Origin of the sequence: Fulvivirga ulvae, assembly GCF_021389975.1 — a bacterium.
Taxonomy (GTDB): domain Bacteria; phylum Bacteroidota; class Bacteroidia; order Cytophagales; family Cyclobacteriaceae; genus Fulvivirga; species Fulvivirga ulvae.
Genome location: NZ_CP089981.1, coordinates 3,009,350 through 3,023,259 on the forward strand (window position 1 = coordinate 3,009,350; position 13,910 = coordinate 3,023,259).

The 13,910-nt window shown below is 44.1% G+C and carries 8 protein-coding genes; 7 read left to right on the forward strand and 1 reads right to left on the reverse strand.

What is annotated here, in order from left to right; translation table 11 throughout:
- The first annotated feature begins 88 nt into the window (after positions 1 to 88).
- From LVD17_RS12585 to LVD17_RS12615, 7 genes are read left to right on the forward strand one after another with little or no spacing between them, the layout of a single operon-like run.
- Complete coding sequence (locus LVD17_RS12585; RefSeq protein WP_233767234.1) at positions 89 to 2,098, forward strand: MGH1-like glycoside hydrolase domain-containing protein; 2,010 nt, start codon at positions 89 to 91, stop codon at positions 2,096 to 2,098.
- Positions 2,099 to 2,100: 2 nt separating this feature from the next.
- Entirely contained in the window at positions 2,101 to 5,088 is a 2,988-nt protein-coding gene (locus tag LVD17_RS12590; protein ID WP_233767236.1) for an aminotransferase class III-fold pyridoxal phosphate-dependent enzyme, read from the forward strand.
- A 2-nt stretch (positions 5,089 to 5,090) separates the two neighbouring features.
- A complete protein-coding gene (lacZ, locus tag LVD17_RS12595) occupies positions 5,091 to 8,231 on the forward strand; it encodes a beta-galactosidase, LacZ type (RefSeq protein WP_233767238.1) in 3,141 nt (1,046 codons plus the stop codon).
- 14 nt (positions 8,232 to 8,245) lie between these two features.
- The gene (locus LVD17_RS12600) at positions 8,246 to 9,235 is read left to right on the forward strand and encodes an aldose 1-epimerase (RefSeq protein ID WP_233767240.1); all 990 of its coding nucleotides are present in this window, start codon (positions 8,246 to 8,248) and stop codon (positions 9,233 to 9,235) included.
- Positions 9,236 to 9,250: 15 nt separating this feature from the next.
- Entirely contained in the window at positions 9,251 to 10,816 is a 1,566-nt protein-coding gene (locus tag LVD17_RS12605; RefSeq protein WP_233767242.1) for a sodium/sugar symporter, read from the forward strand.
- Entirely contained in the window at positions 10,816 to 12,000 is a 1,185-nt protein-coding gene (galK, locus tag LVD17_RS12610; protein WP_233767243.1) for a galactokinase, read from the forward strand. Before LVD17_RS12605 ends, galK begins: the two co-directional genes overlap by 1 nt.
- On the forward strand, positions 11,997 to 13,031 hold the full coding sequence (locus LVD17_RS12615) for a UDP-glucose--hexose-1-phosphate uridylyltransferase (RefSeq protein WP_233767244.1): 1,035 nt from the start codon (positions 11,997 to 11,999) through the stop codon (positions 13,029 to 13,031). The genes galK and LVD17_RS12615 overlap by 4 nt, the downstream gene beginning before the upstream one ends.
- Here LVD17_RS12615 and LVD17_RS12620 read toward each other — a convergent pair.
- Entirely contained in the window at positions 13,017 to 13,853 is an 837-nt protein-coding gene (locus tag LVD17_RS12620) for a helix-turn-helix transcriptional regulator (protein ID WP_233767246.1), read from the reverse strand. The genes LVD17_RS12615 and LVD17_RS12620 overlap by 15 nt on opposite strands.
- Positions 13,854 to 13,910 lie beyond the last annotated feature (57 nt).

The following is a 13,910-nucleotide window of genomic DNA, read 5'->3' on the forward strand; positions in this document are numbered from 1 at the left end:
AGGTTAGATTAGATAAAAGGACGTATCAGGTGAAGTTGTAAAGCACCGGATACGCCTTTTATTACAGACATTTAAATCAGAGCCCAAATTGAAAAATTTAAGTAGCATACCTGTAAAACTCCTGACTTTAACTATTGCAGCTGCATTTTTGACCCTGCTAAGCTGCAAAAATGATGAAACTGCAAAACGTACTAAAGGTAAGCCACAGGAGCATTTTGCAGACATTCTTAATGTAAAAGGAATCCCGCAATCGGGGCAGGATAATAGCGTTTCCAGTTTTTCCGATCTGGGTGCATGGCACAGTTACGCGATATCACCGGAGCCTTCAGGAGCCTTTGCCGGTCCTTATTTAATGACTGTAAATAATGGTAGATGGCTTGGCCCATTGGGCGAAATGAACATATTTCTGGATGGTCACAGCGTTTCGTTCGGTGATGCATCAAACTTTGCATCCGCCTATTATCCCGGCCACCTGGAACAACGATTTACCGTAGGCCAGATCACTGTAGAGCAAAAACTCATTTTTATTTCATCTGCCACTGCATTGATTCAGACCCACATCATCAATGAAAGTCAGACACCGGTAAAACTTGGGATATCCTGGAAAGGCAAAACCTGGCTGGATAATGTCACTCTCTCGCTGCAAGAAAATCAAGGGATTCAGTATAAAATAGACGATAATCAATATTTTGTGATTCGTCCCTCTCTTAAAGCATCCGTTACCATTGATTCTGGAAGTTACGTGATGTCAACTTCAGAGGATATAACATTACAGGATGAAGTCACCTTAGCCCAGGTACATACACTGGGAAATGAAGAAGAAATTCAGGCTGAGGAGCCTTTAATAACTTCGGCCTTAAAGGATCCGGGGCACTACTTTGAGGCCAATACCCAACGGTGGAAACAGTATGTTGACCAGGTTACACAAGGTCTTACTACAGAAGAAGAAAAACTGATAGCTGTAAAGACACTGGAAACCCTAACCAATAACTGGAGGAGGGCCGGAGGAGAGTTGAAACATCAGGGCTTTTTCCCATCATACGCATACAGAGGATTTTATGGTTTTTGGGCATGGGACTCGTGGAAGCATGCTGTAGCTGCAGTAATGTTTAATCCTGACCTTGCCAAAGACCAGATCAGAGCCATGTACGATTACCAGAATGAACAGGGTATGATTGCAGACTGCATTTTCAGAGACACTCTGATCGAAAAACATAACTGGAGGGATACCAAACCGCCGCTTTCCGGTTGGGCGATTTATGAAATATACAAGGCAACCACCGATACCGCATTTGTAAGAGAGATGTATCCCAAACTGGAGAAATACCATCGCTGGTGGTACCAATACCGTGACCATGACCAGAACGGTCTTTGTGAATATGGCTCTACAGACGGCACTCGCATCGCAGCAGCATGGGAGTCAGGCATGGACAATGCAGTCCGGTTTGACAGCGCCAACTTATTGAAAAATACTAGGGAAGCCTGGTCGCTCAATCAGGAGTCAGTCGATTTGAATGCCTACCTGTATGCGGAGAAACTTTACATGTCAAAACTATCTGAAATCATCGGACTGCCTTCAGAAACACTAAAGAAAGAAGCTAAGGCATTGAAAGCTCAAATCAACAATGTATTCTATGACGAGGCATCCGGTTATTACTATGATGTGCAGATAGGGACAACTCAGAAGATAAATGTAAAAGGCCCTGAAGGTTGGATACCTGTGTGGGCTGGTGTAGCCGAGAAAGAACAAGCCACAGGTGTAATGAAACAGATTATGGATTCATCTGCTTTTAACACTTACATGCCTTTGCCGACCCTCGATGCCTCACATGAAAAATTTAATCCACAAAAAGGCTATTGGAGGGGGCCTGTATGGCTGGATCAGGCATATTTTGCCATAGCCGGCTTAAGAAAATATGACTTGAATGAGGAAGCAGATCAACTGACAGATAAAATATTGAATAATGCTGAAGGGCTTAAGGTAAGGGGAGAGCCCATTTATGAAAATTATCACCCTGTAAGCGGGAAAGGCCTTAATGCCAGGCATTTTAGCTGGTCTGCTGCACATATTTTACTATTGGTAAAAGAGCGAAATTAAGCATGTTGTTAAAAGAAGACAGAAAAGTTTCAGGTGCTGTAAGCAACCTCCTTCTGGAGCATTATGGCATTACTGGCGAAATACACCCTTTACAAGGGGAGGTAGATTTAAATTTTTATGTCATAGCCGACTCTGGAGAATGCTATACATTAAAAATATCTGATGAAGCAGACTTTGAAAGCATTCAATTCCAAAATGCCATGTTATCACATGTCAAAGAATGTACCATGCTTAAACTGCCCTATGTAGTCAGAAGCCTGTCTGGTAATGAAATGGAAACCATCATATTTGATAGAGAAACCAGATTGATCAGACTGCTGACCTGGGTGCCCGGAAGGCTTTTTGCTTACGTAAAGCCGCACAGCGCTAAGCTCCTGACGAGCCTGGGGATAGCCAGTGCAGAGTTGAGCCAGGCATTGTCAGGTTTTGACCACGAAGGAGCACACAGAGCTTATAAATGGGATCCGGCTCAGGCTTTTTGGGTTAAGGAACACCTAGAACAGTTTCCCACTGAAAAGGAAGCAGGTACTATCCGCTACTTTTATGATCTCTTCGAAGAAAATCAACCTTTACTGAGATCTCTGAGGAAAAGCGTAACCCATAATGATATCAACGACTATAATATTCTGGTCTCTGAACATCTCGAAAAAGCTGTAGTTGAAGGCATTATTGACTTTGGGGATGCCATATATACTTATACAGTTAATGAACTGGCTATAACCCTGGCCTATGCCATGATGGATAAAGAAGATCCAGTGTATGCTGCATGCCATGTGATCTCAGGTTTCCATAGCTGGAGGGCATTGACAGAGACTGAAGTAGAGGCTCTTTTAACACTTATAGGGGCAAGGTTGATCATCAGTGTCACCGCGTCTATGTTAAACAAGAAGGAAAATCCCGACAACGAGTATTTATCTATCAGTGAAAAACCAGCGTGGAAGCTGCTGTACAAACTACAAAATATTCCCAAGAGCTTTATTCATTACAGCTTTCGTTCTGCCTGCGGATGGAATGCCCGGCCGGGAAAATCACTTTCTCCTGATAAGGTTTCATTTGCTCCGGTAATCAAAGGCCTTGAAGAAAATATATATAACATTGACCTTTCAGTGGGGTCGAAAAAACTGGGCAACGCTTATAACTACGCATCAAAAGAAAGAGTTGATCTCAGGATCAAAAGAATACTTGAAGATGCTGACCATACTATTGGATATGGCAGATATGGAGAGGTACGTCCTTTTTACAATTCATCAGAATATCAGAAAAGAACTGATGATGGTTTTCTTCCCAAAGCACGGGCTTTAGGGGTTGATTTTTTCAGCTTTGAAAGCCGGGGAGTAATGGCAGCTTATGACGGAGTGGTACACTCAGTGCTCCGTTCAGGAAATGAGGCAACTATCATATTATCCCATAAAGTAGAAGGTATTCCTTTCTTTACACTATACAAACACCTGTCTACCTCAAGTATTAAAGATGTTGTCAAAGGAAAAGCGATTAAGCAGGGGGTTTTAATCGCTAAGATCGGATCTGAAGGTGTACATGGGGTCAGGCTCCATCACCTTCATTTCCAGATCATTTATGACCTGCTGGGATACGAAATGAATTTCCCGGCTACAGCTTCATCAGACGAGTGGAATGTCTGGAGTCAGATTTGTCCTGATCCATCCCCTTTTTTTAAATGGAAAAGTGGCGCTACAATAAATACTGGTAAGCAGAAAATCATTGAAAAGAGGGACAAGTACCTGGGCAAGGCCCTGAGCGTTTCATACAATGATCCGCTTCATATAATAAGGGGCTATAAACAGCATCTCTTTGATATTACAGGCAGGCCATACCTCGACATGGTCAACAACGTGGCCCACGTAGGGCACGAACACCCGGCCGTAGTAGAAGCAGGGCAAAGGCAAATCGCTGTTTTGAATACCAACACGCGCTATTTACACGAGGAAATAACGCTTTTTGCAGAAGAATTACTGGCTACGCTACCGTCGCATCTGAAAGTATGCCACTTTGTTAACTCTGGCAGCGAGGCCAATGAGCTGGCCCTCCGCATGGTACAGGCATGTACCGGGTCGCGGCATATGATTGTGCTGGAATCCGGTTATCATGGCAATACCGGCGGATGCATAGACATCAGCAGCTACAAGTTTGACGGCAAGGGAGGTAAAGGAGCACCTGAGCATACACATGTTATCCCTGCGCCGGATTACTTCCGGGGTATTTACCAGGGACAGTCAGGCCAATTTCAAAAGTATATTGCCCATGTTAAAGATGCTCTGGTAACCATCACAAGTAAAGGTGGCCGGGTAGGAGGCTTCATAGCAGAAAGTATACTCAGTTGTGCAGGTCAGATTGTGCTACCTACAGGTTATTTGGCTGAAATATATAAACTGATTCATCGGGAAGGTGGAGTTTGTATTGCTGATGAGGTACAGGTGGGTGTTGGTCGTGTGGGAGAGAAATTCTGGGGATTTGAGCTCCAGGGGGTTCAGCCTGATATAGTCACCATCGGTAAGCCATTGGGCAATGGACACCCACTGGCCGCAGTGGTATGTACGCAAGAGGTGGCCGATCAGTTTAATAACGGCATGGAGTACTTCAATACCTTCGGAGGTAATCCGGTCTCATGCAGCATCGGCCGGGCTGTGCTCAGGGTAGTTAGAGAAGAGAAATTGCAGCAAAATGCTCTGCAAATGGGTAACTTACTGCTGGACGAGCTCAAGGCTTTGCAAAAGCAATACCCGATCATCGGTGACGTGCGCGGACATGGATTGTTTTCAGGATTTGAGTTGGTTCGTGGGCTTACACCCGCTACAAAGGAAGCGACCTATCTGGCCAACAGAATGAAAGAAAAAGGTATACTGATGAGTACGGATGGCCCGGATAACAATGTGCTGAAACTCAAACCACCAATATGCATCAGTCAGCAAGATATAGCATTTTTTATGAAACAACTTGAAGACGTATTTAAGGAAGATTTTTTAAAAGCATGAACATGAACAGGTATTTTGCAGGGATCGCTCTGATTTTAGGTTTAACAGTAAACACTTCGCTTAAGGCACAGCACGACTGGGAGAACCACCAGGTATTTCAGATCAATAAAGAGGCTCCCCATGCCACACTATTTCCCTATGGCAGCCTGGAGTCGGCACTGAAAGACAGGCCGGAGGAATCCCCCTATTACCAGTCCTTAAACGGACTTTGGAAATTTAATTTTGCCATCAGGCCGGCAGATCGCCCTCCGGATTTTTATAAAAGTGATTACGATGCCAGTGACTGGAGCCTGATCCCCGTACCATCAAACTGGGAAGTTGAGGGCTACGACCACCCTATCTATTTGGATGAAAAGTACCCTTTTGAAGCAGAGTGGCCTGATATGCAGGATGACTACAATCCCGTGGGGTCCTATCTCAGAACTTTTGAGATCAGTGAGAACTGGAGCGATCGTGAAACTATTTTACACATAGGTGCTGCTACCTCTGCTATTTATGTATGGGTAAACGGAGAGCAGGTTGGTTACTCTCAGGGATCAAAAACACCGGCAGAGTTTAACATCACAAAATACCTGGAAAAAGGTACTAACCGTATTGCTTTACAGGTTTTCAGGTGGAGCGATGCCAGTTATATCGAAAGTCAGGACATGCTGAGGCTCTCCGGCATAGAGCGCGATGTATACCTTTATGCTATTCCCAAAGTGCATGTTTACGACTTTTTTGCCAGAACCTCGCTAACCGATAATTATACTTCAGGAGACCTTGCTCTGGACATAGAGCTAAAAAATTACACTTCAGAAAAAAAGACGGTTACAGCAGATATTAAACTCTTGGATAATGACAATGAGTATGAGCCTGTTCTGGAAAGACAGCAAAAAATAGTACTAAATGCTGCTTCTTCGAACCAAGTCAATATTAAAAGTGTCATAGAAAACATTCGTCCATGGACAGCAGAAACACCCAATCTGTATACCCTGATTATTAGTCTCAAGTACGGAAATACGGTACAGGAAGTAATCACAGATCAGCTGGGTTTTCGCACCGTTACGATAGAAAACGGCCAGCTACTTGTAAATGGTCAGCCAATATACATCAAAGGTGTTGACCGCCACGAGACTGATCCCCATACCGGGCATGTGGTTTCCAAAGCCAGCATGGAAAACGACATCAGACTAATGAAGCTAAATAATATCAATGCCGTGCGGTCAAGCCATTATCCTAATAATCCATACTGGTATGAGCTCACCGATAAATATGGAATGTATGTGATCGATGAAGCCAACATTGAAAGCCACCCATTGGCCAATAGCGCAGAAACCCAGATAGGCAATGAAATGAGTTGGCTGCCGGCACACATGGACAAAACCCAGCGCATGTTCCATAGAGATAAGAATCACCCTTCGATCATCATCTGGTCGTTAGGCAATGAGGCTGGTTATGGAAAAGTATTTGAAGCGACTTATGACTGGTTGAAAGCCCATGACAGCAGGCCTGTTCAGTATGAGCCTGCCGAACTGGAAAGGTATACAGACATCTTTTGCCCGATGTATCCATCAATTTCAAAACTGGAGAACTATGCTGCCAAAAATCCGGACAGGCCTTTGATCATGATCGAGTATGCCCATGCCATGGGTAACTCCGTAGGCAACCTTCAGGATTATTGGGATGTGATAGAAAAGTACTCGGTACTGCAAGGAGGCTATATATGGGACTGGGTCGATCAGTCACTGGAGTATGTAAATGATCAGGGTGTACCATACTATGCCTATGGACACGATTATCACCCGGGACTGCCAACAGATGGTAATTTTCTGAATAATGGTCTGGTGAATCCAAAGCGTGAGCCGCACCCGCATTTGTACGAAGTGAAAAAGGTTTATCAGCCCATTAAATTTTCAATGACAGATGCCAAAACAGGTAAATTCGAAGTGTTCAACAAAAATTTCTTCAAGGACCTGTCCGACTATACCCTTACCTGGGAGCTGCTGGCAAACGGTAAGCCCGTAAATAGTGGTGTGGTCCCTATGCCCAATGTACCGGCAAGGCAAAAGAAAACGTTCTTTATTCCGGTCAATGACCTTTTGTCATCACCTAATGCGGAATACTACATTACCATAAGTGCTTTGCAAAATACAGAAGTACCGCTGATCCCTATAGGTCATGAGGTTGCCTGGGATCAGTTTTATCTGGGAGGCTCTAACATCAAAGAACCTCAGGGACCAGTTGAAGGTGCACTTTCTGTTTCCGAAAAAGGGAATGCTGTAACCGTGAGTGGTAACGGATTTACCGCAAAATTTGATAAGAAGCAGATGTTGCTCACAAGCTATGAATTGAATGGGAACGAGCTGTTATTATCGTCCCTGAAGCCGAATTTCTGGAGGCCTCCCACGGATAATGATCTTGGCAATAATATGCAGGAATGGGCAGTCATTTGGAAAAATACCTGGTCAAAAAGTAAGTTAATTGATTATCAGGTAAAAAAGGACAGAACCAAAATTAATATTATAGCGAGTTTTAAAAGCGGGGAGCCGGCAGTAAGTTATACCATTACCTATGGCATAGACCTAAGCGGAAAAGTAGAAATACAGATGGCATTTACACCAGAGGAGGTGGGGCTCCCCAACTTGCCAAAAATTGGTTTTCAAACCCGCTTATCCGGTAAATACCATAATATGCAGTGGTATGGCCGTGGCCCTCATGAAACCTATTGGGATCGAAAAACCTCAGGAAAAATAGGAATATATCAGGGCAGGGTTTGGGATCAGTTGCACAAATACTCCCGCCCACAGGAGACCGGGAATAAAACAGACCTTCGTTGGTTGAAGCTTACCGATGATAAGGGAACAGGTTTAAGAATTTCATCTGAACTGATTTTTTCTGCCAGTGCGTGGCAGCTTGATCCGGAAGACCTGGAATTTCAGGCTGCTGCCCAAGGAGCATCCTCTGCGTCAGGTCTGGTACCAGTACCTTCAAAGCACGGGGCTGACCTTATCCCCCGCGACTTTATTACACTTAATATAGATCATAAACAGATGGGCGTAGGGGGAGACACTTCCTGGGGAAGGTTGGTACATGAGGAGTATACCATACCCGCCAGACCCTACACTTTTAAGTTTGTCATAGAGCCTATGGTCGGCCATTAACTAAGCTTAACAGGATGGAGTTTTTGCAAGGAAAATTCGGGGAAAGAGCTTACCATATATTATTGAACAGGGATTCTGGAGAATACATTGGTGTTATCCCATCTTGCGGTGCTATGCTCAATGCCTTTAATGTCAGGTTGCCCGATGATAGCTATTTTCCGTTGATTGATGGGTATGAAAATGAAAATGATTTGGTCAACAATATTGCCCATACTTTTAAGGGATGCAAGTTGTCGCCATTTCCCAATAGGATAAAAGCAGGTAATTACACCTTTAAAGGTCAGAATTATCAGTTGGGTATTAACCTGTTGGAAGAAGGCCATGCTCACCACGGTTTACTCTACAATGTTCCCTTTGAGTTGATTAATAGCGGGGCCGATGAGTATGAAGGTAGATTACGCTATCGATATGTGTATGATGCATTCAATCCGGGCTATCCATTTAAATATCACATGGAAATAGAGTACCGGTTCAACAGGGATAACAGCTTGACATGCACCACTGAAATTAAGAATACTGATGACCGGGAAATATTGATTGGTGATGGCTGGCACCCTGTTTTTAACACCCATCCCTTAACCGATGATATGTATATCAGGTTCCGTGCAGACAAACAATTGGAACTTCATGACATGATACCCAACATGAAGTTTGCAGAAGACGGAAAATTCAGCGATTTTCGTCGGATTGGAAAGCAACAGTTTGATGATGCTTTTGAATTAAACAATACTGGTAAGGCAGTTTTTACCCTGGCATACCCCAAGTTGAAAATGGCAGTTGACATTTGGCAACAAACGGGAACCGACGGGTACAATTACCTTCAGGTATATACCCCATATAATAGAAACAGCATTGCAGTTGAACCGGTAACGTGTCCAGCAAATGCTTTTAATAATGGACTTGGACTCATAACTCTTGCCCCTGGAGTGGAGCTAAGTCTTGCTTATGGTATAGAAGTTAGTTTTGACAAATTTTCTATACCAGATACTTTAATCAATTTCTAAACAAACAAAAATGTAATGAATCTATCGACCATCGACATCATTATTTTCGTTGCCTATGGCTGCCTGATCATATTTATTGGGTATTGGGTCAGCCGGGAAAAGAAGGGGCACACCAAAGATTCCAGCGACTACTTTCTGGCTGGCAAATCGCTGCCCTGGTGGGCTATCGGAGCATCTCTGATCGCTTCCAACATTTCAGCAGAGCAATTCATTGGCATGTCAGGTTCCGGCTTTGCCCTGGGTTTGGGTATAGCCACCTATGAGTGGATGGCTGCACTTACCCTGCTGATCGTAGCCAAGTTTTTTCTTCCTGTATTTTTAAAGAAAGGTATTTTTACTCTGCCTCAGCTACTCGAACAACGCTACGATGGGCGCATAAGGACCGTGCTGGCTGTATTCTGGGTATTTCTGTACACTTTCGTTAACCTTTCCACAGTGCTATACCTTTCGTCATTGGCACTGACGGTAGTGTTGGGCATTACCATGTGGCAGTCAATCATTGGCCTGGCAGTAATGGCAGTTGCTTACTCTATTTACGGAGGTTTGAAAGCGGTAGCCTGGACCGATGTCGTGCAGGTCGTGTTCCTGATATTCGGAGGCCTGATCACCACTTACCTGGCACTTGATGCGGTAAGTGAAGGAGCAGGAGCTTTAAAAGGCCTTTCTCTTCTGCTTGAAAAAGCTCCTGAGAAGTTTGATATGATCCTCTCTCCCGACAACCCTTTTTATAAAGACCTTCCGGGTATTTCCGTGCTGGTAGGGGGTATGTGGATTGCCAACCTGAGTTATTGGGGGTGCAATCAGTACATTATCCAGAGAGCACTGGCTGCCAAGAGTATTGGTGAAGCCCAAAAAGGACTTGCATTTGCTGGATATTTAAAATTACTGATTCCTATGGTAGTGGTAATACCAGGTATTGCAGCTTTTGTACTTGGCGCAAATATAGAGAGATATGACGCTGCTTACCCCTGGTTACTGGCTAATCTTGTACCTACTGGTATCAAAGGGCTGGCTTTTGCAGCCCTGATTGCAGCGGCCCTGTCATCGCTAAGCTCTATGATGAACAGTACTGCAACCATTTTTACCATGGATCTTTACAAACCATCACTCAAGAGGGAGGTTTCCGAGAGCCATTTAGTTACCGTTGGTCGTATTGTAGGTTTGGTGGCTATGCTTATCGCCGTAGTTGTGGCTCAACCCTTATTGGGGGGTGAAGAACAGGTATTCCAGTTTATCCAAAAATACACAGGATATGTCAGCCCGGGCATTGTGGTATTGTTCATGTTTGGTTTGTTCTGGAAGCGAGCTTCAGCAAGTGGAGCATTGTGGACTGCCATCGCTTCAGTGCCATTTAGCATCTTCGTTGATCTCGTGTTCCCGTCTATGCCATTTCTTGATCAAATGGGGGTAGTATTTCTCTTGCTTTCCGCCTTGATGATAATGGTTTCACTGGGGGCAGGAAAGGCATCACCTAAAGCGATCAATCTGGAGAAAGGACTATTCTCGACTTCACCATGGTTCAACGCATTGGCCATGGGCATTATGTTAATACTTGCAGTTTTATACATCATTTTTTGGTAATGGAAGCACACGAAATACACAAGGCATTTATAGATATATATGGTCAGCCGGATTTGTTGGTTAGATCTCCGGCAAGGATCAACCTGATAGGTGAACATACAGACTATAACGGTGGATTTGTACTACCGGCAGCGATCAATAAAGAGACTTATTTCGCGATATCAGGAAACGGCACCCGGACCTGTAATGTATACTCCAAACACTTCGATGAAACGGTAACCTTTGAACTGGATGATATAAAACCATCGGATAAATCGTGGGCAAACTACCTCATCGGGGCAGTAGACCAGGTTCAAAAGAATGGATATAAAGTTCACGGGTTCAATATTGTATTCGGAGGTAATATTCCTATTGGAGCAGGTCTTTCGTCATCAGCGTCCGTGGAGTGTGGACTCATATTCTCCATAAATGAGCTGTTCTCGCTGGGCATTGAGCCTGTAGAGATCATTAAAATGGGGCAAAAAGCAGAAAACGAGTTTGTGGGAGTCCAGTGCGGTATTATGGATCAGTTTATCAATGTAATGGGCAAAAAAGATCATGCTTTACGACTCGATTGCCGGTCATTGGAGTATTATTATTTCCCATTGAAGCTAAACAACTACTGTATTATACTTTGCAATTCGCTTGTGAGCCATTCACTGGCTACTTCTGCCTACAACACACGAAAGGAAGAATGTCTTCGTGGAGTGGAAATCATTAAAGCTCATTACCCTGAAGTTGAAAGCCTGAGAGATGTGAAACTCCCTATGTTGCAGCACCTTCTTCCTGAACTTGGAGAAAATGTTTTCAACCGTTGTAAGTTCGTTATTGAAGAGAATTTACGCGTACTTGAGAGTTGCGATCAACTGCAAAAAGGCGATGTAGCCGGATTTGGCAGAAACCTCTACGATTCGCATTACGGTCTGGCGCTAACTTATAAGGTAAGTTGCCCGGAACTGGATTTTCTGATAGGCTTTACTATTAACAAGCCTCAGGTCGTTGGAGCCAGAATGATGGGCGGGGGCTTTGGAGGGTGTACTATAAATATTGTTGAGAATACCTATAAAGATGATTTCATACAGGCAATTAGTGATGCCTATCAGCAGCGTTTTGAAATTATGCCTGAGATCTATGAGGTGGCGCCAGCCGAGGGTACAAGTGAGGCTGCTGTTTCGGAGTGTGTAAATACCAAAAGTTCATTATGAATATATCAAGACTTAATGAGACTTCGCATAGAAGGTATAACCCTTTGGCCGGAGAGTGGGTTTTGGTATCACCACACAGGGCCAGACGTCCGTGGCAGGGTAAGACCGAGAAGAAAGAAGATAAATCATCAGTGCAGTATGATCCGGGGTGCTATCTGTGTCCCGGTAATGAAAGAGTTGGAGGGGTAATCAACCCAGATTACAAGGAGGTCTACGTATTCGACAATGATTTCCCTGCCCTGCTTAGCGATGAGCAGGTTTCGTTTGAAGATGACTTGTTCACAGCCAAATCAGAAAAGGGCATATGTAGGGTCGTTTGTTTTTCGCCGGATCATGGCCTGACGTTATCCCAAATGGCTATTGATGATATTAAGAAGGTGGTGGACGTTTGGGCTGAACAATATATGATGCTGGGGGCTAAACCGGGCATCAGCTATGTGCAGATCTTTGAAAACAGGGGGGAGATGATGGGGTGTAGCAACCCTCATCCTCACGGTCAGGTCTGGGCTACGGAGACTGTGCCTAATGAACCGGCAAAAGAAACGATCATGCAGCGGCAATATTTTGAGAAGCATGGCCGCACTTTACTTTCAGATTATCTTACCCAGGAGCTTAAAAAGGATGAGCGCATAGTGATTGAAACCGATCACTTCGTGGTGCTGGTACCTTTCTGGGCGGTGTGGCCGTTTGAAACCATGATAATTAGTAAAATAGCTATACCACATCTGGGAGTAATGAACGAGGAGGAAAAGGTGGATTTTGCAAAAGCCCTTGGGTTACTTACCCGGACCTACGACGGGTTATTTGATGTATCGTTTCCCTATTCGGCAGGTATCCATCAGGCTCCTACAGATGGTGGGGAATATCCTGAGTGGCATTTTCATATGCATTTCTATCCACCATTGCTGCGGTCAGCAACTGTCAGGAAATTTATGGTTGGTTTTGAGATGTTGGGTAATCCTCAGCGGGATATAACACCGGAAGAGAGTACCCAAAGGTTGGTAAGTGTATACCAATCAATAATCAAATAAGTATGACCGGCTGGCTTCCTTCAGGAAAAATTCATTGTATGGATGGGCCTCCATTGTATACTGAGAAGGAAGCTTGCCGGAAAGTGCTTTAAAGTCTCTGATAAAGTGTGATTGATCAAAATAACCACATTGATAGGCCACAGAGGTAAGTGATGCGCGAGGTTCATTCAGGTATTTGAAGGATTGTTGAAACCGGATGATCTTCATGAACAGTTTAGGGCTTATACCTACATATTCGTCAAAAAGCTTTTGTAGATATCGGGCACTGATATCGCACTGACTTAAGATCATATTCAGATCACTTTTATCTTTACGCATCAGGATGTGCTTCACGGCGTGATCCACAATTTTAAGTTTACGACGGTAGGGTTCCGGGCGGATCTGTTTTAGGAGAAAGGACTCAATAGCATTGATCTGGCTATTCAGGTCAGATGTTTCTGCAATCTCCTGAAATAGCAGGTCGTATATTTTTGAGATTGCATTTGGGTTGATCACCCTGTCAGTCAGTTCGGAGATTTTTATAGGGAAGAAGCTTCGTACAGTATGCGGATAGAACCTGATGCCCAGCATGGACCTGCACCCCTGAGACTGAATGGCATACGACCGGCTCATTTGACCAATGAGTTCTATAGATGGGTTTCTACTGAAATTTTGATGATCTGGTGCTCGGAATACAGGCACGCCCATGTTGAAAATTAACTCCACACAACCATCCGGAAACGACACATCTTTGAGCACCGACTGGTCATCATCCTCAATAACCCAATAACAGTTGATGTAAGGGAGCAGCTCAGCAGAAGGCGTAATTTCCTGGTAGATCATGGTGCCGGAGGTTATGTGCTTCACTAACCTCCAACGTGAATTTTTAGCGTAAGGTTA